Source organism: Corynebacterium sp. HMSC065H09 (assembly GCF_001812845.1).
Taxonomy (GTDB): Bacteria; Actinomycetota; Actinomycetes; order Mycobacteriales; family Mycobacteriaceae; genus Corynebacterium; species Corynebacterium jeikeium_D.
The window spans coordinates 23,740-46,754 of the sequence record NZ_KV810598.1; the positions used below are offsets into that span (position 1 = coordinate 23,740).

27 protein-coding genes and 2 tRNA genes are annotated in these 23,015 nt (G+C 58.5%); 11 read left to right on the forward strand and 18 right to left on the reverse strand.

The features are described from left to right. Window positions 1-56: 56 nt before the first annotated feature. A tRNA-Gln gene (locus tag HMPREF2878_RS08745) sits at window positions 57-127 on the reverse strand. A 99-nt stretch (window positions 128-226) separates the two neighbouring features. On the opposite strand from HMPREF2878_RS08745, the gene HMPREF2878_RS08750 reads away from it, so the two are divergent. The 9 genes from HMPREF2878_RS08750 to HMPREF2878_RS08790 all read left to right on the forward strand — a co-directional run bounded on the left by HMPREF2878_RS08750 (window position 227) and on the right by HMPREF2878_RS08790 (window position 10,332). Then, on the forward strand, window positions 227-919 hold the full coding sequence (locus tag HMPREF2878_RS08750; RefSeq protein ID WP_141744756.1) for a TetR/AcrR family transcriptional regulator: 693 nt from the start codon (window positions 227-229) through the stop codon (window positions 917-919). Between the two features lie 44 nt (window positions 920-963). Then, a complete protein-coding gene (mfd, locus tag HMPREF2878_RS08755; protein ID WP_049172242.1) occupies window positions 964-4,590 on the forward strand; it encodes a transcription-repair coupling factor in 3,627 nt (1,208 codons plus the stop codon). Between the two features lie 7 nt (window positions 4,591-4,597). Further along, window positions 4,598-5,638 carry a MazG nucleotide pyrophosphohydrolase domain-containing protein gene (locus HMPREF2878_RS08760; protein WP_049182369.1) on the forward strand — a complete coding sequence of 347 codons (1,041 nt, stop codon included), beginning with the start codon at window positions 4,598-4,600 and terminating at the stop codon, window positions 5,636-5,638. Window positions 5,639-5,709: 71 nt separating this feature from the next. After that, the gene (locus HMPREF2878_RS08765) at window positions 5,710-6,570 is read left to right on the forward strand and encodes a lytic transglycosylase domain-containing protein (protein ID WP_049172246.1); all 861 of its coding nucleotides are present in this window, start codon (window positions 5,710-5,712) and stop codon (window positions 6,568-6,570) included. Between the two features lie 85 nt (window positions 6,571-6,655). After that, a complete protein-coding gene (gene eno, locus HMPREF2878_RS08770) occupies window positions 6,656-7,930 on the forward strand; it encodes a phosphopyruvate hydratase (RefSeq protein WP_048733955.1) in 1,275 nt (424 codons plus the stop codon). 112 nt (window positions 7,931-8,042) lie between these two features. Further along, window positions 8,043-8,579: an FtsB family cell division protein gene (locus tag HMPREF2878_RS08775; protein ID WP_048733957.1), complete on the forward strand. Its 537-nt coding sequence runs from the start codon at window positions 8,043-8,045 to the stop codon at window positions 8,577-8,579. A gap of 137 nt (window positions 8,580-8,716) precedes the next feature. Beyond that, on the forward strand, window positions 8,717-9,253 hold the full coding sequence (locus HMPREF2878_RS08780; protein WP_048733959.1) for a DUF501 domain-containing protein: 537 nt from the start codon (window positions 8,717-8,719) through the stop codon (window positions 9,251-9,253). Next, window positions 9,254-10,243 (forward strand): Ppx/GppA phosphatase family protein, encoded by a 990-nt coding sequence (locus HMPREF2878_RS08785; RefSeq protein WP_069359270.1) that lies wholly within the window; start codon window positions 9,254-9,256, stop codon window positions 10,241-10,243. Window positions 10,244-10,255: 12 nt separating this feature from the next. Then, window positions 10,256-10,332: transfer RNA gene (locus HMPREF2878_RS08790), tRNA-Leu, on the forward strand. A gap of 1,155 nt (window positions 10,333-11,487) precedes the next feature. Here the strand turns inward: HMPREF2878_RS08790 and HMPREF2878_RS08795 are convergent. The 15 genes from HMPREF2878_RS08795 to HMPREF2878_RS08865 all read right to left on the reverse strand — a co-directional run bounded on the left by HMPREF2878_RS08795 (window position 11,488) and on the right by HMPREF2878_RS08865 (window position 18,657). After that, window positions 11,488-12,099 (reverse strand): hypothetical protein, encoded by a 612-nt coding sequence (locus HMPREF2878_RS08795; protein WP_070653332.1) that lies wholly within the window; start codon window positions 12,097-12,099, stop codon window positions 11,488-11,490. A 10-nt stretch (window positions 12,100-12,109) separates the two neighbouring features. Beyond that, window positions 12,110-12,496, reverse strand: a complete 387-nt coding sequence (locus tag HMPREF2878_RS08800) for a capsid cement protein (protein WP_083310838.1) — start codon at window positions 12,494-12,496, stop codon at window positions 12,110-12,112. Window positions 12,497-12,500: 4 nt separating this feature from the next. Further along, window positions 12,501-13,397 carry a major capsid protein gene (locus HMPREF2878_RS08805; RefSeq protein ID WP_070653334.1) on the reverse strand — a complete coding sequence of 299 codons (897 nt, stop codon included), beginning with the start codon at window positions 13,395-13,397 and terminating at the stop codon, window positions 12,501-12,503. A 1-nt stretch (window position 13,398) separates the two neighbouring features. Beyond that, window positions 13,399-13,662 carry a hypothetical protein gene (locus tag HMPREF2878_RS08810; RefSeq protein ID WP_070653336.1) on the reverse strand — a complete coding sequence of 88 codons (264 nt, stop codon included), beginning with the start codon at window positions 13,660-13,662 and terminating at the stop codon, window positions 13,399-13,401. Between the two features lie 2 nt (window positions 13,663-13,664). Continuing rightward, on the reverse strand, window positions 13,665-14,117 hold the full coding sequence (locus HMPREF2878_RS08815) for a hypothetical protein (protein ID WP_141753134.1): 453 nt from the start codon (window positions 14,115-14,117) through the stop codon (window positions 13,665-13,667). Beyond that, on the reverse strand, window positions 14,086-14,415 hold the full coding sequence (locus HMPREF2878_RS08820) for a helix-turn-helix domain-containing protein (protein ID WP_210387016.1): 330 nt from the start codon (window positions 14,413-14,415) through the stop codon (window positions 14,086-14,088). The genes HMPREF2878_RS08815 and HMPREF2878_RS08820 overlap by 32 nt, the downstream gene beginning before the upstream one ends. Before the next feature lie 46 nt (window positions 14,416-14,461). Continuing rightward, window positions 14,462-14,788 (reverse strand): hypothetical protein, encoded by a 327-nt coding sequence (locus HMPREF2878_RS08825; RefSeq protein ID WP_070653342.1) that lies wholly within the window; start codon window positions 14,786-14,788, stop codon window positions 14,462-14,464. Beyond that, window positions 14,789-15,154 (reverse strand): WhiB family transcriptional regulator, encoded by a 366-nt coding sequence (locus HMPREF2878_RS11640; protein ID WP_083310839.1) that lies wholly within the window; start codon window positions 15,152-15,154, stop codon window positions 14,789-14,791. It abuts the gene before it with no gap. A gap of 106 nt (window positions 15,155-15,260) precedes the next feature. Then, complete coding sequence (locus HMPREF2878_RS08840; protein WP_070653348.1) at window positions 15,261-16,625, reverse strand: AAA family ATPase; 1,365 nt, start codon at window positions 16,623-16,625, stop codon at window positions 15,261-15,263. Between the two features lie 2 nt (window positions 16,626-16,627). After that, window positions 16,628-17,131: a hypothetical protein gene (locus tag HMPREF2878_RS08845; RefSeq protein ID WP_070653350.1), complete on the reverse strand. Its 504-nt coding sequence runs from the start codon at window positions 17,129-17,131 to the stop codon at window positions 16,628-16,630. A gap of 187 nt (window positions 17,132-17,318) precedes the next feature. Next, window positions 17,319-17,450, reverse strand: coding sequence for a hypothetical protein (locus HMPREF2878_RS11585; protein ID WP_256375043.1), 132 nt, complete (start codon window positions 17,448-17,450; stop codon window positions 17,319-17,321). After that, complete coding sequence (locus HMPREF2878_RS08850) at window positions 17,447-17,782, reverse strand: hypothetical protein (RefSeq protein ID WP_070653352.1); 336 nt, start codon at window positions 17,780-17,782, stop codon at window positions 17,447-17,449. The genes HMPREF2878_RS11585 and HMPREF2878_RS08850 overlap by 4 nt, the downstream gene beginning before the upstream one ends. 84 nt (window positions 17,783-17,866) lie before the next feature. Beyond that, window positions 17,867-18,235, reverse strand: coding sequence for a hypothetical protein (locus HMPREF2878_RS08855; protein ID WP_070653355.1), 369 nt, complete (start codon window positions 18,233-18,235; stop codon window positions 17,867-17,869). Window positions 18,236-18,255: 20 nt separating this feature from the next. Continuing rightward, window positions 18,256-18,450: a hypothetical protein gene (locus HMPREF2878_RS08860; RefSeq protein ID WP_070653357.1), complete on the reverse strand. Its 195-nt coding sequence runs from the start codon at window positions 18,448-18,450 to the stop codon at window positions 18,256-18,258. A gap of 18 nt (window positions 18,451-18,468) precedes the next feature. Then, the gene (locus HMPREF2878_RS08865) at window positions 18,469-18,657 is read right to left on the reverse strand and encodes a helix-turn-helix transcriptional regulator (protein ID WP_070653360.1); all 189 of its coding nucleotides are present in this window, start codon (window positions 18,655-18,657) and stop codon (window positions 18,469-18,471) included. A 108-nt stretch (window positions 18,658-18,765) separates the two neighbouring features. On the opposite strand from HMPREF2878_RS08865, the gene HMPREF2878_RS08870 reads away from it, so the two are divergent. Continuing rightward, entirely contained in the window at window positions 18,766-19,428 is a 663-nt protein-coding gene (locus HMPREF2878_RS08870) for a helix-turn-helix domain-containing protein (RefSeq protein WP_070653362.1), read from the forward strand. Between the two features lie 111 nt (window positions 19,429-19,539). Beyond that, window positions 19,540-20,694, forward strand: a complete 1,155-nt coding sequence (locus HMPREF2878_RS08875; protein ID WP_070653364.1) for a tyrosine-type recombinase/integrase — start codon at window positions 19,540-19,542, stop codon at window positions 20,692-20,694. Window positions 20,695-20,938: 244 nt separating this feature from the next. Here the strand turns inward: HMPREF2878_RS08875 and HMPREF2878_RS08880 are convergent, their stop codons facing one another. Further along, window positions 20,939-22,522, reverse strand: coding sequence for a succinic semialdehyde dehydrogenase (locus HMPREF2878_RS08880; protein ID WP_070653366.1), 1,584 nt, complete (start codon window positions 22,520-22,522; stop codon window positions 20,939-20,941). 71 nt (window positions 22,523-22,593) lie between these two features. After that, window positions 22,594-22,926, reverse strand: coding sequence for a hypothetical protein (locus tag HMPREF2878_RS08885; protein ID WP_048733964.1), 333 nt, complete (start codon window positions 22,924-22,926; stop codon window positions 22,594-22,596). Between the last annotated feature and the right edge of the window lie 89 nt (window positions 22,927-23,015).

Consider the following 23,015-nt stretch of genomic DNA (forward strand, 5'->3'; position numbering starts at 1 on the left):
ACGGTCACGGCGGGGCGAAAAGTCACTTCTTAATTAAGGGGCCGGCCCCCCGCTTGCTCTCCCACCAGGACTCGAACCTAGAATGCCGGTACCAAAAACCGGAGTGTTGCCATTACACCATGGGAGAATGGGGCAAACGCGAAAAATTGCATGGCTGATTCGACTCAGCCAACTCGCTTGCGCCTGCGATATACGATAGCAAGACTTTAGCCACTAATCTAAAAGCATGGCCTCCAATTCTCCGAGACGACGTATGACCGGTCCACAGCGCAAAGCTCAGCTGACAGAAGTCAGCCGTGGAATCTTTGCCGCCAAGGGGCTTGATGCCGCCTCAATGGAGGAGATCGCTGCCGCAGCCGGGGTCTCAAAGCCGGTTGTCTACGAGCATTTCGGCACCAAAGAGCGGCTCTACCAGGCAGTCGTCGACCAGGAGATGAAGACCCTGGAGGCCACGATTAGGGAAGCGTTGTCCCTGGGACGCTCGCGTTACCGCATCGAACAGGCGGTGTTGGCACTGCTGACTTATGTGGAGGAAAACCCGGAGGGATTCTCGATTATTTCTCGCGACCCCGGCGTGGCGGGTGGCTATGAGACGCTGCTGAATAATGCCACTGAGTCGGTTACGCCTATCCTCGCCGAGGCTTTCAAACGCGCCGGCTTCGACCCGGCCATGTCGGTGCTCTACGGAAACTGCATGGTCGGTATGGTTTCGCAGACCGCTCGCTGGTGGATGGAGAAGCGCAGTCCGGATAAGGAGACAGTGGCGGCGCACATCGTAAACCTGTGCTGGAACGGGCTGGCCGGCATGGAGGGTTCTCCGACTCTGCATGGTTCCGCTGATGTGCCAGCGGCCGCTGAGGGCGCGAAGTTCGGGGCAGGTGCTGCAGCAGACCCGATGCAGGTGGCGGAGAACGGCTAACCAGCACGCAGGGTGGATCCGGGGTGCATGGTTATATTGGGGCTATGCCAACTTCTGCGTCCTCCTCGGCGAAAGCCACACCCAGCATTCTGCCGAACCCGCTGTCGGGGCTGGAAAGCCTCGTTGTCACGGATCCTCAATTTGTCGGCGTGCTCGGGCGCATCGGCGAAGACGAGCTGGCGCTCACGGGTGCGGACGCGGTGCGTTCGCACCTTATTTACGCCATGTCTACGAAGGTGCCGGTGCTGGTCGTCACGGCTACCGGCCGCGAGGCGGAGGACCTGACCGCCGAGGTCAAGTCGATGATCGGCGACCGTGTAGCTATGTTCCCCTCGTGGGAGACGCTCCCGCATGAGAAGCTTTCGCCGGCCGTGGATACTGTGGCGCAGCGTCGTAAGGCGCTTTACGACGTTCGCCGGGGCAAAGTCGACGTTCTGATTGCGGCGGTGCGCTCGTTGGTGCAGCCGATTGTGGACGACCTCGAGGCTGAAACCAGTGCCCCCATTCACGTTCAGCTGGACCAGGACTGCGAGAACCTAGTTGAGCGGTTGGTGCATCACGGCTATTCGCATGTGGACATGGTCGGCAGGCGTGGCCAATTTGCCGTGCGTGGCGGCATCGTCGATGTTTTCCCTGCGACCGAAGAGCTGCCGGTACGTATCGAGCTCTGGGGTGACGAGGTCACCGACCTGCGCGCCTTTTCCGTCGCTGACCAGCGCACGATCTCTGAGGTAGAGGTCGACCAGCTGGATATCTTCCCGTGTCGTGCACTGCTTATCGACGACGACGTGAAGGCCGCCGCGGAGAAACTCGCCACCACGCGCTCTGGCCAGGTCCAAGAAATGCTCACCCGCATCGGCGATGGCCAGTGGGTGGAGGGCATGGAATCGCTGATCCCACTGATTAGTCAGCATCCGATGAAGATGCTCACCGAGGTCATGCCGGAGAAAACGCATGTGCTCATGTGCGGGCCGGAGCGCATTCGCTCCCGCGCACAGGACCTTATCAGTGCAGGCGAGGAGTTTATGGCCGCAGCGTGGGAAACTGCTGCGATGGGTGGCTCGGCGCCAATCGCCACGGATGGGCTGGAGCCCAGCGCGTACCGCAGCTTGGCCTCTATCCCGATGCCCACTTCGTGGCATATTTCCCCGCCCGGCATGCTGGAGGCGGGAGTCACCGAAGATGATGTGCTGCCACTGACCTTCGAGCCTGGGCCCGCGCCACGCGGAGACTTAAAGGAAATTGGTCACCTGATGAAGCAGCTGCGCGATGCCACGGTCGCGGGGGAGCGAGTGGCGTACGTGGCGGCGACGCCCGCGGGGGCGCGTCGGCAAGCGGAAAAGTTTAGGGAAGCCGGAATTGCGACGCGCATGGCGGCAGGCCCGGAGTATCCCGAGTCCGGAAGAATTACCGTCTACCAGGGTGTTTTGCACGGTGGTCTGGTATTCCCGCGTATTCCCGGTGGCGCGCTGACTCTGATTACCGAGCAGGACATCACAGGTAACCGCATCGCGGAAGGTGCGCTTGGTGGGCGCCGCAAGCCGGCGAAGCGCCGTGGTCGCGTGGATCCGCTGGCGCTGAAGGCCGGTGACTATGTCGTGCACGACACGCATGGCATTGGTCGGTTTGTGAAGCTCACTGAGCGCACCATCGGCACGGGCGAGGATCAGGCACGCCGCGAGTACGTGGTGCTCGAGTACGCACCGAGCAAGCGCGGAGGTCCCTCGGACCAGCTCTACGTGCCGATGGAGAGCCTGGATTTGCTGTCGCGCTATGTCGGCGGCGAAAAGCCCACCCTGTCGAAGATGGGCGGGTCGGACTGGAAGTCCACCAAGCGCAAGGCCCGTGGTGCCGTCCGCGAGATTGCGGAAGAGCTGGTCAAGCTCTACGCCGAGCGCCAAGCCGCGCCGGGCCACGCGTTCGCGCCGGATACGCCATGGCAGCAGGAGATGGAGGATAACTTCCCCTTCACCGAGACCGAAGATCAACTGCAGGCCATCGACGAAATTAAGTCCGACATGGAAAAGCCGGTGCCGATGGATCGCGTGCTCATCGGCGATGTCGGCTACGGCAAGACCGAGGTGGCACTGCGTGCTGCCTTCAAGGCTGTTCAAGATGGCCGTCAGGTGGCAGTGTTGGTGCCGACCACACTTCTGGCGCAGCAGCACTTGACCACTTTCACCCAACGTATGGAGGGCTTCCCGGTCACCATCCGTGGACTGTCCCGCTTCACCTCGCCGAAGGACTCCAAGGAGGTCCTCGAAGGGTTGAAGAACGGGACGGTCGACATTGTTATCGGCACGCATCGTCTCCTGCAGACCGGCGTGCAGTGGAAAGAACTCGGCCTGGTCATCGTTGACGAGGAGCAGCGTTTCGGCGTCGAACACAAGGAACACATCAAGGCGCTACGGCACCACGTCGACGTACTCACCATGTCCGCAACGCCAATTCCGCGCACGCTCGAAATGTCGATTGCTGGCATCCGCGAGATGAGCCAGATTCTCACCCCGCCGCAGGACCGTCACCCGGTGCTGACATACGTCGGCGCGCAGTCCGACAAGCAGGTCGCCGCTGCTATCAGGCGAGAGCTGCTTCGCGACGGCCAGGTGTTCTACCTGCATAATAAGGTGGAAACCATTGACAAAGTCGCCCAGACTATCCGCAATTTGGTGCCCGAGGCCCGCGTGGTAGTGGCCCACGGTCAGATGGGGGAGGAGCAGCTGGAGCGCACGGTCGATGGCTTCTGGCAGCGCGAGTACGACGTGCTGGTGTGTACCACCATCGTGGAGACCGGCCTGGATATTGCCAACGCCAATACGTTGATTGTGGAAAACGCGCACCATATGGGCCTTTCCCAGCTGCACCAGCTGCGTGGTCGTGTGGGCCGTTCCCGTGAGCGCGCCTATGCCTACTTCCTCTACCCGGAAAATCAGACGCTGACGGAGACTTCCTACGACCGTCTGTCCACGATCGCGCAGAACAATGACTTGGGTGCCGGTATGGCTGTGGCCATGAAGGACCTGGAAATGCGCGGTGCCGGAAATATCCTCGGTGCGGAGCAGTCCGGTCACATTGCCGGTGTCGGCTTCGATATGTACGTCCGACTGGTTGGCGAGGCCGTGGCCGCGCTGAAGGCAGTGGCCGATGGTGAAACTCCGGATGCTTCCGATAACGAACCGAAGGAAGTGCGGATCGATTTGCCGGTCGATGCGAATATTCCGGCCGAATATGTGTCGTCGGAACGCCTACGTCTAGAGGCGTACCGCAAATTTGCTGCCGCCAGTGCGCTGGACGATATCGACGTAGTGCTCGAAGAGCTTGTTGACCGTTACGGAACCCCACCCATTGAGGTGGAGAGACTGGCGGTTATTTCACGACTTCGAATTATTTGCCGGGAATTCGGCGTGCATGAAGTTCAAGCCATGGGTGCGCACATTAGAATAACCCCTATGGAGCTTGCTGACTCCAAGCAGGTGCGTCTCAAGCGCCTGTATCCACAGGCGACCTATCGTGCGGCAACGCGCACGGTTTCCGTCGGAATGCCGAAGGAAGGGCGAGGGTTGCGGGCAAAACCTGTCCGCGATATTGCATTGGTGCAGTGGGTAGCAGACTTCTTGACATCGATGGCGGGAATTCCACGTATGGATATCTCGCACATGGGAAAGGACTAGAAACCGTATGACTATCATCAAGCTCGATAGCCGCTTTCCAACAGCGATTCCGCTGGAAGCCGCTAGCCTGCTGACCGGTGAAGTCAGCTACACCGAAGAAGTCCCGATCCGTGTGCGCTGGGCAATCGCCGACGCCGGTGGGCACTCGGTGTCCCAGGCGGAGATTCTGGTCACCACCGATATGGAAAACGACGAGGTACTCGATCGCCTCGATGCGGGCGAGAAGGTCTACTCGGTCGAGCTGGATGATGCGCAGGACCCAGCAGCTCCGGCAGCTCAGGTTGCGGCGGCTCCCCAGCAGGACTCGGTGAAAGAACCTGAGTCAGAACCGGTTGCAGAGCCAGGGGCAGAGCCTGTTGCAGAACCGCTGACTCCGCAGGAACAGCTTGCCGCAGCTCGTCTGCCCCACGTCGTCGAGGCCGTGGACATCATGGCGGCAGCACGGCGCACGGGGCAGTGGGAAGCTCGCCAGACGCACAAGAGCCTGCTGCCGTATCTCATTGAAGAGACCTACGAGTTTGTCGACGCAGTCAACGAGGGCGGTGACATTCGTAGCGAGCTGTCAGATCTGCTGCTGCAGATCCTCTTCCACGCTGAAATCGCGGAGGACTTCGACTTCGACGATGTGGCGACCGACTTTATTTTGAAGATGCGCGCTCGTCAGCCGTACCTCTTCGACGGCACTGTGGCCGAGGGAGAGATGGTGTCGGAGGAAGAACAGGAGCGACTGTGGGCTTACGGCCGCGGACGTCCGCGCTCGAACCCGGCCACACAGCTGCCAGCTCTGACTTTGGCTGAGGAAGCCATCCGCCGCGCACGTGCACTGGGACTGTCCGATGCAGACATTCCAGTGGAGATTCTGGTCCCGACCCCGGGGCTGGAGACTGAGTCCGGTGCGGAAGAACGGACCCGACAGGCTTCACGCGCATTCCTGACTGAGCTGGCCCAGATGGAGAATCAGCAGGCCGGCAGTGCTGAGCAGTGGGCAGCGGGCAGCGAAGATAACGAAGAGGCTGAGGACTTCGGCCCGTCGGAAAGCGACAGCTAGTTTCCAGCAAAAGTGATTTCTGTCCTCGAGTTTGAGTGATTTTTACGGTCTACCCCGTAGAGTAATTCCCCATGCCTTCTAATTCTCCCTTTGATGAATACGCGCACCCCGCACCCCGCGGGGCGAAGCCGCGTGGCCGCAGTAAGGGGAAAAAGAAGTCCTCGAGAGGCTGTGGCTGCCTCGGTCTAACCTCCCTGGCGGTGCTGATCATCATTGGCACGGTTGGGGCGTTGGCTATGTTCACTGGACCCGTAATCCCGTCGTTGACCAAGAAGCCGATTCCGGATAATGTGCCGCCTGCTGCGGCTGAGCCACCGCCGATGATTGATGTCAACGCGCCCGGGCGCACCTCGGAACAGCTCCGACAGTGGGCGCAGCAGATTTCCCCGAAGACGGGTATTTCTGAGGACGCTCTCCGCGCCTACGGCAACGCATATGTGATTGCGGCAGAACAGTTCCCGAACTGCCACCTGGAGTGGAACACGCTTGCAGGACTGGGCAAAGTGGAGACTAATCACGGCACGTACTCGGGCAATTGGCTCAAGCCGGCTCATATCGGCGCCGATGGGGTAGTCAGTCCGACGATTATCGGTCCGCCGCTGGACGGCACGAGTGGGTTTGCTGAGGTTCTCGATACTGACAACGGTGAACTCGACGGTGACACAGAGTATGACCGCGCTGTGGGGCCGATGCAGTTTATTCCCGAGACCTGGCATCGTTTTGCGATGGATGCTTCTGGTGATGGCGTCGCCGACCCCAACAACATCGACGACGCAACTGCGACCACGGCACGGATGCTCTGCAGTGGGGAACGCGACCTCGCCACCCCGGAAGGGTGGGCATCTGCAATTCGCTCGTATAACCAGTCTGAGCAGTATCTTCGCGATGTTCGGGATGCTGCGGCGAACTATGCGCTGAATCAGCCCGCATAGGGTGAAAAGGATTTAAGGCGAAGGTTGGCAAACCGTGCCACAATTGGAGTCATGTGCCGGAACGGTTCCGGCGGAAAGGTGACCTATGGCTGCAATCATCGAGTTGAACGCACGCGAAATTCTGGACTCCCGTGGTAACCCGACCGTTGAGGTTGAGGTGCTGTTGGAAGACGGCGCTGTGGGCCGCGCTGCGGTTCCGTCCGGTGCCTCCACCGGCGTTCATGAGGCACACGAGCTCCGCGATGGCGGAGACCGTTACCTGGGCAAGGGGGTCGAGAAGGCTGTCCGCGCTGTGCTCGAGGAGATTGAGGACGCAATTATTGGCCTCGAGGCTGAGGACCAGCGTCTGGTTGACAAGACCATGATTGAGCTGGACGGCACCGACAACAAGTCCCGCCTGGGTGCTAACGCAATCCTGGGTGTTTCCATGGCTGTTGCCAAGGCTGCTGCTGAGTCCGCTGGCCTGGATCTGTTCCGCTACGTCGGCGGCCCGAACGGTCACGTTCTGCCGGTTCCGATGATGAACATCCTCAACGGTGGCGCACACGCTGACTCCGGCGTTGACGTCCAGGAGTTCATGATTGCTCCGATTGGCGCCCCGACCTTCAAGGAAGCACTGCGCGTCGGTGCTGAGGTCTACCACGCACTCAAGAAGGTCATTAAGGACAAGGGCCTGTCCACTGGCCTCGGTGATGAGGGCGGCTTCGCTCCGTCGGTTGACTCCACCAAGGCTGCTCTTGACCTGATTGTTGAGGCAATTGAGGCTGCAGGCTACAAGTTGGGCGACGATGTCGCTCTGGCTCTCGACGTCGCTTCTTCCGAGTTCTTCAAGGACGGCAAGTACCACTTCGAGGGCGGCGAGCATACCGCTGAGGAGATGGCAGCTGTCTACGCTGACCTGGTTGAGAACTACGCCATCGTCTCCATCGAGGATCCGCTGCAGGAGGATGACTGGGAGGGCTACACCACCCTGACTGCTCAGCTTGGTGACAAGGTCCAGATCGTCGGCGACGACTTCTTCGTCACCAACCCGAAGCGTCTGGCAGAGGGCATTGAGAAGAAGGCCGCTAACGCTCTGCTGGTCAAGGTCAACCAGATCGGTACCCTGTCCGAGACCTTCGAGGCCGTCGCAATGGCTCACAACGCCGGCTACAAGTCCATGATGTCCCACCGCTCCGGTGAGACTGAGGACACCACCATCGCTGACCTGGCCGTCGGCCTGAACTGTGGCCAGATTAAGACCGGTGCTCCGGCTCGCTCCGAGCGCGTTGCTAAGTACAACCAGCTGCTGCGCATCGAAGAGTACCTCGGCGATGCCGCAGTCTACGCTGGCCGCAGCGCTTTCCCGCGCTTCAAGTAAAGAGCTGAGGCGCTGCGAAAGCTGCGTCTAGCACTGCCCGTCCGCACCACGCACGTGGTTGTGGGCGGGTTTTTGTTATTTCATCGGCTGGCGGTCGGGTAGAGTGTGGGGCATGAGTGCATCGGACCGATCTCGCCGCGGAACACAGTCGCGCCCCGCAGGGGCGGGGCAGCGTTCGGCAGCGGCAATCGCATCAGGAATGCGCTCGCTGAGCACGGCACAGAAGATCGGTATTGGTCTGCTGGTGCTTTTCTTAGTTTCTGTTCTCGCAATTCCGCTGCGGACTTTTGCACAACAGCAGGCGGATGTAGCCGCCACGCAGGACAATATTGCTCGCATGGAACAGCGAATTAAGCAGTTAGAGGATGAAAAGGAGCTTTACTCCAACCCCGCCTACGTTAAGGAGCAGGCACGTCTGCGCCTGGGGCTGGTAGAGCCGGGGGAGACCCCATTCCGTATCCTCGATCCGGCCGTGGGCGAACAGCCTGTGACGCAGCCGGAGGAAATTCCGCAGCACCAGGCTAAGAAGTGGTACGAGACGCTGTGGGATTCCATTTCCATCCCGCCCGAACCCGAAGAGACTCGCCCGAATCCGGGGCGCGATCAGGCAACGAGGCCAGAGAGCTTGCCGACGGTACCGGAGTCCTAAACCTCCATACGGCTACCTGAGCCTCTCGGTGAGGTTGCATGCGCGGCGGAGTGTGCCGTCGTAAAGCGAAACAACGCGCTTGTAAGGCGACTGTGAGATTATGTGTCAGTAAAACGGAAGCAAAAGGAGTGTGACCGATGTCTGTGGATACCGCAGATTTGGAAGTGATAGCGGAGCAGCTCGGACGTGAACCGCGCGGTGTAGTGGACATCTCTTACCGCAGCCCCGACGGCACTCCTGGTGTGGTCAAGACGAAGCCGCGCTTGGACGATGGCACTCCGTTTCCCACGCTCTTTTATCTGACTGATCCGCGACTCACCGCGGAGGCCTCCCGGTTGGAGACGACCGGCGTGATGAAAGAAATGACCGCGCGTCTGGAAAGCGACGAAGAGCTCGCCGCCGATTACCAGCGCGCGCACGAGGCGTTTCTGGCAGAGCGCAATGAGATGGAAGACCTGGGCACGGACTTCTCCGGTGGCGGCATGCCGACGCGCGTGAAGTGCCTCCACGTTCTTATTGCCTACGCGCTGGCCAAGGGGCCGAATCACTTCCGACTGGGTACTGAGTCGGTGGCGCTGGCGGCGGAGAACGAGAAGCTGCGCGGTACCGCGATTCCCGCAGATTGGCCCACGATTGCCGAGCTCGGTATTGCGTATCCGGGGGTGGAGGGATAAATGACGACCCTCGCTGCCGTCGACTGCGGCACTAATTCGCTTCGCCTGCTTATCAGCCGGGTCGAGGTTGTCGATGGAGTTCTCGAAATCACAGAACTGCACCGACTGATGGAAATCGTCCGCCTTGGCCAGGGCGTGGATGCCACTGGCATGCTGGCTCCAGAGGCGCTGGAGCGCGTGCGGGAGGCTCTGACGAAGTATGCGGAGCTTATGCAGGTCGAAAAAGTGCAAGCAGTCCGAATGGTGGCGACATCGGCGACACGCGACGCAAGCAACCGTGACGATTTCTTCGCCATGACCCGCGAGATTCTCGCTCCGTGGGGTGCAGAGGCCGAGGTTATTTCCGGCGACGAGGAAGCGGCGCTGTCCTTCCGCGGGGCAGTCGATGACTTGGAGCCCGAGCTGGGGCCGTATTGCGTCATCGACGTCGGCGGCGGCTCCACCGAGGTTATTGTCGGTGACCACGATGGTACGGTAGCCGGCTCTGATTCCGTGGCTATGGGCAGTGTGCGCTTGACCGAACGGTTCCTGCAGGCCTCGCCGCCGACGGCGGAGCAGGTCCAGGAGGCGCGTTCGTATGTTGCGGAACTGGCCGACGAGATTGTTGCGAAGGTGCCTGTCGACAAGGCTCGCACCATCGTCGGCTGCGCCGGGACCTTCACCACCCTGTCGGCGCTGGCACAGGGCCTAGAAACCTACGACCCGGAGGCAATCCACCTGTCGCAGCTGCGCTTTGCGGCGTTGCGTGCGTTGACAGCATCCGTCGTCGAGACCGATGCGGAATCCCTTGCTGCGAATCCGGTCATGCACCCGAAACGCGCGGATGTCTTCGCCGGTGGTTCCATCATTGTTGACGGTCTGATGGACATGTTTGAGGCGCTGCCACTTTCCGAGGCAGCCAAGGAAGAGCAGCGCTTTTTCTACATCAGCGAGAAGGATATCCTCGACGGAATTGTGGCGAGTTTGGTAGACACCCATATCGCCCATTAATCTTTCTTAGGGGCCCCTATAGCCCAATTGGCAGAGGCAGAGGACTTAAAATCCTTTCAGTGTGGGTTCGAGTCCCACTGGGGGCACCAAAAGGCCAGGTCAGAGAGTTTTCTGACCTGGTTTTTTCATGCCTAGACTTAAAACTGTCCAAAAAGTGTCCAAATAACAATCGGACTCGCTAGAGAAGTAGCAAGGTGTAACGCTGCTCGGCAGGTCGGAATCACTACCTAAAGATACTGTCGGCACTCCTGGGGCTTATCGATCCGCTTCAACCGTTACGAGGTTCGTAACAGATGACTCCTTTCTGCACGGTCATCTTGGCCGGCAAGGTTCCCGGAGCCGGGAATATCTCCCGTGCGCATGTGAGGCTTACACCGTGGTCGTCTTGACAATGGTTGCCCACGACATAGCGTCCGTGCGCGTGTGGGGCTTACGCACCCTGTAATCCAGAATTCTGGATTATGGAAATAACTCCCGTGCGCATGTGGGGCTTACACGATTCTTGTTGGTGATATTAAGGACGTGGGCAGCATGTGGGGCTTACCCTCGGTGACCTGCGCAAAACCCCTGTTCACAAATCAATTCTAAGCGGTTAAACGCGGGCAGCGCGTACCCTAACACCCTCCAAACGCTCACAGAGCCTCCTAGCGCAACACCCCGAAAAACACGCCAGAACCAACACACACGCCCCAAACCAGCACCCAACCACCAAACAACACCCACAACCCGCCAAACACGCCCACAGGCACCAAAAACAGCCGGAGAGAGAGAAGCCCGAAGCGGACGGGATGCGAGGGTAGGAAAAACCCGACCGCCTTAAGATTTTCAGGGGTCGGTCCTGGGCGTCACCAAATGAATGGTTCTGTTCGGTGGAGGGCGGGGCGGGTGTTGTCTCTGGTGCCGTCGCCTCGTTGTTGATTACAGGTTGCGTGCAAGAGCCTGTCTGCGAGGTTGTTGTGTGCTCCGTATTGGCCGAGAGCTCGCGAATGGTCTGCATGCAAAGGACGCTGATCCCAATTGAGTTTCGCGTCTCGATACATCGGCTTGCCACACCACCAACAAAGAGCGCCGTCGTGGTGTAGATGCATGAGGCGTTTCCGGGTCTTCTTGTGGATACTGCCGCGGCCTTTTTGGTTCTCGGTCTGCCGCGGTTGCCTTTTCATTGAAAGTAATCCTCTTGTTGATAGCGGAAAGACCCCCTTGGAAAAAGTTCCTCGAGGGTCTTGCCTGGTTGGTTTTTTGGGTTAGCGCACCCAATTGTTTCGCTGGCGTTCCTCCAACTGCTCAAGTGTCAGCGAATGCCCAATTTCAATGCGTGGAATCGCTGCCGCTGCGTTGAGAGCCTTCACAGTTGCTTCCTTGTCAGCGTTGTAGGCTGCAATCCAGTTTTCGCGCTGCGCTGCTGAAGCCTTACTTAGACGGATAGCTTGATCAACTACAGCTTCGGCTTCGAGTCGGTGCTGCTGTCGCTTCGATGCGAGACCAATGTCCATGTTGCGCTTCATTTCGTCCCAGACGTTCTTGTCGATGATGACGTTGTTGTCTGGATTGGTGATTGCGATTGCTTCGCGTGCTGCTGATGCTGCAATGCGCTGTACGTCTTCTTGGTTGAGTGAACTGTCGAGACGATTGGAATCTGCGTCGTGAGCTGATTCGGCTACTTCGAGAATCTTGGCGACAAAGTCATCGGCGGACGCCTCCGGGTCGAGACCCAGGGCGGCGTACATCGTGGCTACCTGGTCATTAGTGAAGGTGAGGTCACTGGGCTGGCCGTCCTTCTTGAGGGGGCGGGTATTGTCCTCGCCGTCCTCGGAGGGGGTGGGGGTGCTGAAAAACAGGCGCTTAAAGTCAGGCATGGGGGTCTCCTTAGTGAGCGAGGCTAATCAGTGCGTCGGTGCCAGCGTCGGCATCGTCAACGCACCAACCAACAATGTGGCTGTTGTCAGTGGCGGTAGTGGCCTTGCCAGCGTCACCAACGGTTACCGGGTCTCCTGCCTTCAGGCCGGTGGCGGCGGTGATGGTGACGATGCGGCCGGAGCCACGCGCAACACCAACGTGCTCGCCGGTGGCCGCGTCGTACTTAGCGACTCCGGCAACCGCCTTGCCTGGGGTGGCGGTGGCGACGCTGATAAGGCTGCTGGTGAGTCCCTTCGAGTAGGTGACGAGGGTCTTGCCTGCCACCTGGTCGGTGGCAACGGCTGTGAGGTCGGTGCCGGGGTTGAATCGCTCTTGCATCTGGTTGTTGAAGAACATTGGTTTACTCCTTAGAAAACTCGATTACCCCGATAGCGGACGGGGTAGTAATTCCCATGACCGGCATTGCGTATGCCTGTGTCCAGGTCTGTCGGTGTGCCTCGTCTCGCCATGTGGTGACGTTCAGCGGCTCTTCGTACTTGACGAAACCGGCCTTGCCGGGGTCAACGAAGTAAGCCAGATCGTCGGCCACAAAGTTGGTGGAGATCAGGTCGAGGCCGAAGTCTTCGAGCATGGTGCCGAGGTCGGAGCCGTAGACCGTTCGCAGGGTCGCCTTCATTGCCGGGGAGACAAGCATCTTGGTGTACTCGATGCCGAGCTCTTGCTGTTCAGCGACTGCGAACAGGTTGGCGATATGGGAGTGAGGGCGGTCAGCTGGGGCGGTGATGGTTGTGGGGTTGCCGTCGAGGACAACGTCCTTCCAGCCGGTGCCGGGGATTGCAAGGGTGTTGGTCTTGTGGGCATCACGGGCGGCTTCGATAGTTTCGATTGCTCGCTGGTTGAGCTTGCGCACAAGAGTGTTGGACAGGACGCGGACGTCGTTGTCGAAGTCGATTGCCTGGTTGCGTCGGCGTGCCTCGTCACTGGTGGCGAACTTGCCGCCGTAGTCTTCGACGCGGGCGAGTTTCGCTTCGGGGCGCTCGCGGTAGACGATGGTGTACTCGTCTCCTGGCATGCGCTGCGTCACATCGTTGTCGGTGTAGAAGTTCTTCTCCGTGGTCTCCGAGTAGATCACTGCACCACCCTGCACCGGGGAGTTGTCCTGTGAGAAGACGGTCTCGACAATCAGATTCGGGGTTGCCAGTTCTGCGATTCGGTGCTCAATGATGGTTGGGTCATTGAGGACGGAATCAACGGTGATAGTGCGGTCGTTGAGATCTGCCGCTCCAGGGTAAAACATTTCACTTATCCTTCATTCGCAAGTTGACCATGTGCTCTACGGTGTCTCCTCCGAGACCCGTGAGGTATCCGACGAGCCATGCTCCGAGTAGTTCCGGGTCGCGGTACATCGGAACATGGAAGGCGATGTGAGAGGGGATCGTGAAGGCAATTCCCTTGGTTCCCCTATCGTCGGCCTTGAGGTTGATATCAATTGGCGCCATGTCCATTGCTTCGCCGAAGCTCAACATCTTGTATGGCGGCCTGTTTTCGTTCTTTATGGGCATCGTTATTTCTCCAATAGATCGCGGATATCTTGAAGACTTGTCATTGCTGGCCATTCCGCTCCGAGAAGAGCGAGACCAGTAAGGCAAAACCGGAATGTTCGGCCTTCGTGTTGGAAGTCGAGGGCGGCTTCGATACTGCGCTGTGGATAGGCTTTTGAGACGTTGTCGTACAGCCAACGAGGAAGGTCTACGAGGTCTCCGAGCAGTACGTCGCCGGCCTCGCCGGTACGTAAATTGACCACACGCCCCAGGGAAGGAGAGCCGGAGAAACGTGGGTCAAAATGTCCGAGGCGGACGGGGATAGCGGGTAGATGTGGTGCTGCTGCGACGGCGGAAGCAAGGTCGGCGCGGGTTATGGCGCATTGTCCTGTTTCTGCGTTCCAGGTGCCGACGCGGGCGAGCTCCACATCTGCAATTGAGCAATCACTCGCGGTAGTCGCGGAAGGCCACGACATCACTCCTGTTGAAGATCCAGAAGCCTTGAGGTTTGGAGCCGGGTAGCCTGCCTGCTCTGGCGAGAGCTCGGACGTTGGGCTCGCCACAACCCAAAATTTTGGCGGCTTCGGCGGAAGTGATTTGCTCATACTCCACAGTCTCGCCGGTGTCCTCAATTGGCTTTTGCGTTTTTACGTTGGCGTAAACGGCATTGGCGAAGGCAATCATGCTCGCCGGAATCTTGGCGCCTTGACGGGCGAGAGCTGCGTTCGCTTCAAGTAGAGTTCTGGCAATGCTTGTTGCTTCTTCCGGGCTCAAGATGAAACACGACTCCTTGTAATGATGCATTCCTAAACGTCTCCTTCTAGTAGTCCAGACACACCGCGATGAGCTCCGGCTTCGTCAGACCGGCGGCGGGGATACCGAGGGCGGTGGCGTAGTCCTCCCAAACTTTTTTCGGCGCGGCCTTGCGCGGCGGCGCTGGTCGCTGCTCCTGTGGTGTCGGCTCGGCCGGTTCCTTGACAGCGGGAACTTGGTTTCGTGGTGCCGCTTGCTTAGTGGACTGCTCGGCGGGGCTGGCTGATCCACTGCGGATAAGGCGCTCGCCGGTGGTGGCCGTGGTGGTGAAGACGGTGCCCTTCTTAACGAGAGTGCCGTCGAGGAAAATTGAAGTTAGTGCCGTGAGTTTCACTTAGTTCTCCTTGTTGTTGTCGAGCAGCATTCCTGCCCAAAGTCCTTGTTTGTGGTCATGCTTGAGTTGGCCTGCAACCGTGGTGCATTGAGTGAAGACAGGGCACCTCCGGCACAGGTTGCGGGCTTGGTGGTGGCGGGCTTCGCGGCGCTCCGAGGTCTCGCCATGAACAGTGAGGTCGAATAAGGGAGCGTGGCCTTTGCAGGCGGCTCCGTCGAGTGAGGCGTCGGTGATGGGGCGGAGGCTTGCCGGGAGGCGCCTAACCTTCGGGAACGGTGGTGTCTTCACTCGTCGGCCTCCAGGAGGTCGGCAACAGCGTTGGCTAGCTGGATCATCTGGTCTTCGTCGAGCAACATTGCTCCGCATGGAGTGCCGAGGAACCACTTGGTTTTATCGCGTGAATCGGGGCGAAGAACGATGCTTAGCCTCCTGTTTGAGTTGACTGCCTTACATTTAATGTGACGCTTCACGACTACTTAGCTCCTTGCGCTAGAAGGTATTTACCTTCGAAGGTTTGGACGATGAGACCTTGCTGTTCGAGATGAGAAAGAGCAGCGTCGAGGTTGTCTTCCGGGTTCAGCTTCTTAGGCACGAGGCTCACAATTTGCGGCTTGGCGAGGCCATGCGTAGGACTAAGAGCCGAGGTGAGAGCGTCGAGAAACTCATCATTGGTTTGAGTTTTCGACACTTTCGACACCGCTGTCGAAAGTTGATTTTTGCCTTCTACCTGTGATTTCGACACATTCGACAATTTCGACACATACTTTCCACGGCCTTGCTTGGCGATAAGGTCTTTACGTTCTGCGCGTGCGAGGTATGAGCCAGCGTCCTTGCGGGTAAGGCCAAACTTCTCGGCAATAGCAGCGGGAGTAACAGGGGTGTCGCTTTGATCCACGAAGTGAACAATCTCTGTCATGCGGTCGCCGAGGTTGCTTTGTGCCTGTGCTGCTCGAATTTCGGCTACAGCCTCGCTTGCGGTGGACAGGTCACCTCCGACGATTGACCACAGTCCAGCGTCGAACTTCATTCCGTACTCGGCTTCAGGAACATCACGGCCGGTAATCGACAGGACGGCTTCGTCTTCGTTTCGTTGGCGTTGAATGACGGCGGTGAAGTCGGCGGCGCCAGCGATACCTTGCGTACCGCTCACGGCGTTTTGGAAGTCGGAGTGTATGCCCTTGTTGGTGTGGTGGACGGCAAGGAGAGTTCCTCCCGGCATGGCTGCGACATACTTCTTCAGCTTCGCTCCGAAGCGGTAATCGCGTTGGTACTCGTTTTCACCTGCGGCCTTGCCGGGCATCACGCGGCCGATAGTGTCGAGAATGATAAGCGGTGCTTCGTCGTGGTGTTCCTCGATGAAGAGCGAGATGAGGGCATCGGCCTCCAGTGAGTCAGCATCGACTACTAGCTTCAACGAGTTATTTGGCTGGACGTGGCGGGCATCTTTGAGGACGTTCAGGCGCTCTTGAAGTCGGCGGTGTCCATCTTCGAGAGCCAAATACAAGACCGGGCGCTTCTTGGCGGGCAACGCGTCGAGCGCTCTACTTCCGGTAGCGCAGGCAACAGCAATGTCGAGAACGAACCAGGACTTACCGGCCTTCGGCGGCGCAACAATCAGGCCGTAGCCTTCCGGGATAAGTCCGTCGATAGCCCACGCCAGTGGCGGAAACTCCTGCTCACTCAAGGTGAGCCAGTCAATCGTGCGTTCGTCTTGAAGCTGAAGGACGGCCTGCAAGTCGGCATCGACGTCTTCAACGTCAGCATCGTTATCTTCGAGCTGGGGAGCGAGACCAACCGCGCGCATAACAGCATCTTCGATTTCGTCAGCCTTGCTCACAGTTAGGCCACCGCCTTAAGAGCGTCGGCGCCTTCGACGCGCTGGGCGAGGTACTGAAGGCGAGTGCCACTGTTGCGCGTCATCTCGTCAAGTTCAGCCACAGGCAACTTATCTGCGTTCTGGTCGGCCAAATTCAGGAAACTCCGAAGCGCATTGCGGTAACGAGTCTCTCGGAGCTGTCTGGCGTAGACACCACACAGCCAGGCTTGCGGTGTGACCTTTTGAAGGTCTTCGTAGGCCGCTCTGATGCCAATATGCATGTTGCCGGAAAGAGCGCCAGTCGCTAGAAGGTGCTGCCACAGTGCAGCGTCGGCGGCTTCGAAGCCTTCGGCGGTATCCAGCTCTGGCATCGTGAGAAGAGCTCGGTACACCTCGCGAGTTGGTGGGGTGGCGAAGTCTTCCGCTTCGACGAGCAAGAGATGATCTCGTCGGTTCTGCGGCGGGAGCTTAAGGACGCTGGCAAGGAACTCTGTTCCCTGGTACTGAATCGAGTTTTTAGTAATCACTTGTAGCCTTCCTGGTCGGCTCTTCAACAAACATTCGATGTCGTAATCGGCACCGAACCCCGTAGTCTCTTTCAGATTCGGAAAACTCTAAGGACTGGGGGAAGTCCCTGCTCCCGGTCGGAGAATCGAACTCCGTCAAACGAACCGTTCCGGGATAACCCTGCTTACCGTTGTGTCACAGTGACGCTTAAGCGCTTTTCGTTTTTACGGCGGCGTAAATCAGGTGGGTGACGTCGAGGTGTGCGAGCAGGGTGGCCGCGTCCTCGACAAGTGCTGTGTCGGCTTCGTCGAGAAGCTCGTCGCAAACAATGGCGGTCACTTTTCGGCCTCCCAGCGGTCGGCCAGATCCAGCGCCATATCAGCCGGAATGAGGAACTTCGGCCAATGGCCTTCCATGCTCTTTTCGAGTCGCTTCATGTCCCGGCAGGCCGGGCACGGGTAGTACTCAGCCGACAGTGGCACGCCGTCGCTATCAACCTTCACGGGAGTTACCCACTGGCGGGCGATGAAGTGGCCACATGCGGCGTGGTCGCCTGCCTCTGTTCGGCGGACGATGGTGTGTGCTGCGATCCTGCGACGTCGCCTTTTCGATTTCGTCCCTGTCTTCCTATCGGAGATATGTTCGAAATCTGTGTTATTCTTGTTGTGCATCTTTCGAGATGTTCCTTCCGTCTCCTGGTTCGGGATTGGGTAGAGGATTAGCGTCTTACCGTGTCGGCGGTGAGGCGCTTTTTCTTATTTCAGATTCGCGAGCATTTGGGTGAGTGCCTTTTCACCCTGGTTGACTAGGTATGTCATGCCGAGGGTGAAGGAGTCCTTTGCCATGACCTCCAGGAGCGCGTCGGTGCCGAAGCGGGCGATGATTCCGTTGAGCATGAATTCCTTATCGAGGCCGGGTGCATAGACATAATCCGCACCCTTGGCAACCTCGATGTAGTCCAGGAGAGTGCGGCGGAAGTTTGGCTTGATGCGCTCGGCGATAAGCTCCTGTACTTCGAACTCCCACGGGGCGCCTTCCGGCGAGCGGTCTGGCATGTGCTCCTGGATTAGCGGAATTGTTTCGCAGGCGGTCAAGGTGATGTAGGAGTTGGCGTAGTTGGACATTGGTTTTTCCTTCCTGGGGGTTAGTTGTCTTCGTCGCGGGTGGCGGCTTCGTAGTCGGCGTTAGCGATTCGGAAGTCGATGAGAGCACCGGCGACAGCTTCGTCGGCGTTGACGTTCTCGCCGTTCTCGACTGCGCGGAGGACAGCGAGGGCGAGGGTTAAGGCGGCGTCGGCGCGAAAGAGGGTGAGTTCTTCGGTGGTGTACTGGTTCGGCATTGTGGTTCTCCTTTTTGGTTAGGCGGCGTCGGCGGGTAGTTCGTCGAGGCCGAGCAGGTCGAGCAGTGGCTTCGCTGGAATCACGTAGCGGCCACCAACTTTGATTACTGGTGTTGGAAAAGCGTCATTGCGAATCGCCTCGTATACGGAAGACCTAGAGACTCCGAGAAGCGGTGCAACTTCGGAGGGGTTCAAGGAGGGCTTCATAATTACTCCAAACTGTCGGACAGGCAGAAAATAAACTGAAATTCTGCTCTATAGACAGTTTTATCACATCTGTCTGGACAGCACAATACTTATGCTTAAAATGTCCATATGACAGAAAAGTCGGACTGGTCGAACGAGTACACGCAAAAAGTCATTGCGGAGATAGTGAAGCGGCGTAAGGCTGAAGGCATCACGGTTGCGCAGCTAGCCGAGCGAACGAAACTCGCGGGATTCCCGATTAGTGCCAGCGTCCTTACCAACATGGAGACGGGTAGACGTAAGGATCGGCTCACAGTTGCGGAGCTAATCGTTATCGCTCATGTTCTGGGGACTAATCCAGCGCTGCTTCTTTCTCCCGGCTATCCAGACGGGGAGCTCGAAGGCTTACCGAATCGAACTGTTAGTGCGAAGGAGTTCTTCGACTGGATCGTCGGTACGGTCAGCGGCTGGCCTATCCGGGTGAAAAGAGATGGCGGGCGAACTGGCGTGCAGGCTAGTTCAGGAATGGGAGCCCAACTTGTTCGTTTTGTGGAAGAGCGCTCGCGAGTGGCGCATGAAGCCGTTAGTGAATCAAGGCGGCTTGCGATTGCACGAGATCCAGACGCGGAGGCTCCACTGCGCTCCATTCAGGCGCGAATAGGACGGCTGAACCAACATATTAAGGAGTCAGGTGGTGTCGTGGTCGAGAAGTCGGCACTCACAGACGAGCAGCGAGAGGCGCTCCTAGACTTTCTTAATAAGTGGCCTTGGAAGTCGCCGGAAGGTGAGTAACCCTTCCTGTATAAGCACTGTCGAAACTGTCGAAAGTGTAGAAAAAGCAGGTCAACACACATAAATAGTTTTCGACAGTCGTGTCGAAAGTGTCGAAAAGGAACCACCACAATGGCACGAGGCAGACCAGCACTCACACCAGGAACCTGGGGCGAGATAAACATAAAACCAGTCGCAACCGACGAAGACGGCAAACCAACCCGCTGGGAAGCAGACACGAGACTACGACTCACCACAGGCGAAACCGTCAGAGTCCGAGCACGCGGGCAATCAGCAAACAAAGCCAAAACCGCGCTGAAGCAACGATGCGCACAAAGACTCGAAGAGCACACCGACCACGCGGAGTTATCCTCGACAAGCACCTTCTCGAAACTGCTCGACGAATACCTAGCCGTCAAAAAGACCGACGGCACCAAACCGCAATCCGTCGATAGATACACCGACGTCATAGAAAAGCATCTGAAGCCCACCCTCGGAGCTCTAAGGCTCAACGAGATAACGCCCCTCGTTATGGATCAGTGGATTCACTCGTCTAAGCGTCGCAACGTCCAGCAGTGCAGAACAGTCCTCAACGGAGCGTTCGGGCTCGCTGCTCGATACCGTCTCATCGGTCATAACCCAATGAAAGATGTTCGGCCACTGAAGACGGCCAAGAAAGAGGTCAATCGACTTACGCCTGAAGAAGTAACAGAATTCCTTAAAGACCTGCGAAAAAGCGATTACGAATACGTTTACGAGGTGTGCGTCCTAGCGCTGCTCACAGGGTTTAGAGCAGGGGAGTTGTTAGCGCTCAACTTCAGCGACATTGACGACGAAAAAGACCCGCCTGTCCTTACCCTCAATGCAACGATTAGTTACTCGAAGGCAACGGGGAACATTCGCCAGGAGCACGGAAAGACCGATGCGGCCACACGCTCAATCTCGCTAGCGCCGAAGGCAATGGAGATTATTCGAAAGAACAAGGAGCGTCACGGCGATTATCTCCCGATGGTGTTTCCGTCAGCTACGGGAACGTACAGGTGGGAAAACAATTTCAACGAAGATTTTCGGATGGCGCGCGGCGAGCGGTGGAAGAACGTCACGATCCACACGCTTCGACGGACGTTTAGCAGCGTAGGCAAAGGCAACCTCGACCCGTGGTCTCTTGCTGTTGCGATGGGACATGCCGACAGCTCGATTACCGAGAAGTTCTACATCGCACGTGACGCGGTGGACGTTGCAGCATTCGCAGACCAGCTAATCCCGGATAAGGGCGAGGAAGTGTAACGCGGCGGGAACTGTCCAAAAAATGTCCAAATAATAACCGGAATTACCGAATACGGGCGAAACTAGACGGGTTAACTAGACCATTGACCTGGAATAATAGGAATCTTGGTCAGTGGCAGGAACCAACATTATCGCCCTTTAACACCCTTTCAGTGTGGGTTCGAGTCCCACTGGGGGCACCAAAAGGCCAGGTAGAAGCGTTTTTCTGCCTGGCCTTTTGCTATTTGTGTGCGCTCCACACATATTACGGCAGGACGTTGAACTTCTTGCCGAGAACAAGTGCCGTGTTGAACACCTTCGAGTACAGCTCACGCGGCATCTGTGGCATCGACACCGGGGAAAGACGCTGCACGGTCACCGTCTGCGCATCGGTGTACTTCAGCAAGCCGCCCGCTGCTTGACGACGGCCCACACCCGAATCCTTGAAACCACCCATCGGGGCATCGACAGACGCGAAGGCCGCAGCAAAACCATCGTTGACATTGACGGTACCGGCCTCAAGCTGTGGAGCCAGCTCCTTTGCGCGACGCGGGGAGGTCCACAGCGAAGCGTTGAGGCCATAACGGGAATCGTTGGACTTGGCGATAGCCTCATGGACATCCGAGACACGCTGGAGGACTACCACCGGGCCGAATACCTCTTCGGTCAGCAGGGCGACGCCCTCCGGGACGTCGGTAAGCACGGTCGGCTCGTAGAATAGCGGTCCCAGATCCGGGCGAGGACGACCGCCGGCCAGCACGGTGGCGCCGGCCTCGATGGCCTCGTCGACCATGGACTTGACGGTGTCGAACTGGCCCTGCGACTGCAGGCAGCCCATCTCGGTTTCCCACTCGTAGCCAGCGCCGATGGACATTGCCTTCACGCGGTCGGTGAATGCCGGGACGAATTCGTCCCAGACTGAGTCCACGACATAGATTCGCTCAATGGACACGCACAGGTGACCGGAGTTGGTGAAGCAGCCGATGCGCGCGCCCTCGACCGCGCGGTTGATGTTGGCATCCTCAGCGACAATCAGCGGGTTCTTGCCGCCGAGCTCCGCGGAGAAACTAATCAGGCGCTCGCCGCACTGCTGTGCCAGTGAGCGGCCGGTCTCGGAGGAGCCGGTGAACATCAGGAAGTCGCACTGGCCGACAATGCCCTGGCCGACAACGCGACCTGGGCCTGGAATGACCTGGAAGAGATCCTCCGGAAGACCAGCGCGGTAGAGCAAATCGACAGCGAAGAGAGCGGTAAACGGAGTGGTGCTGTCCGGCTTGAGCACGATGGCGTTACCAGCCATCAGTGCAGCCAGCGCGTCGGAAACCGCGAGAGTCAGTGGGTAATTCCACGGAGCAATAACACCGACGACGCCCTTTGGGTGGTGGTAGACGGTGGTCTTGGAAAGTACTGGGACAGCACCGTGTGCTCGCTTCGGCTCAAGCAGTTTCGGGCCCTGATTGCCGTAGTAGCGGGCGGTGATAGCGGTGTGTACGAGCTCCTCGTGGGCACTGGCGCGGTTCTTGCCGGTCTCGGCCTGCAGCAGGTCCAGCACCTGGTCGCAGTGGGTAAAGAGCAGGTCGTGGAAGTGGTGCAGCACTTCGCCGCGCTTTTCCGGTGCCATGCGGGCCCACTTCTTCTGCGCCGCACGGGCACGCTTGAAGGCCTCGTCGACATCGGCCTGGGTACCGACAGGAATCTGCGCCAGCTCCTGGCCGGTAAATGGCGCCGAGATAGTGGCGGTCTTCGACTTATCAGCTACCGTGACGCGCTGAAGAAGGCGGGCAACGAGCTCGTCGTTAAGCGGATTGCGGATGGTAGTTCGGTTTGTCGTAGCAGTAGATGCTGTCATGGCACAGATACTACTGTTGCGCGGCGCCCCGAGATAGTAAATTTGGCAAAACTACAAAAACTTAGAAAACTTTAGTAAGTAGTCCAGCCCATCCGACGGTTGCGGTCCGGGTCGCGCGGGCCATCGTTGCCGAACTCGAACGGTTCGTGGCCGTCGACATCGCCGTAGCGCATCTCCGGGTCATCATCCAGATCGTCGTCGACGTCGATGTCCGGCTTTTCCTCGGCCAACCGCTTGCCGAGAGTGTCATGCGGAGAAGCGCCCCGCCAGCGGTCCGGCGGATCCATTACATAATTCTCGCCATCACCGGTGAGGAAGTCGCCATCGAGTCCCTCTGAGCCATCGAGCGTGGTCTCGTCGAAATCACCAGTGGTATCCGGATCGTAGTCAAGGCCATCAGACATCTTGACCAACCTCCTGTTTCATAATCACTCATGTGGTGCCCACGCCTGGCGACTGTGAGTTTTTCCGCGATTACAAAATCACCGCCAGC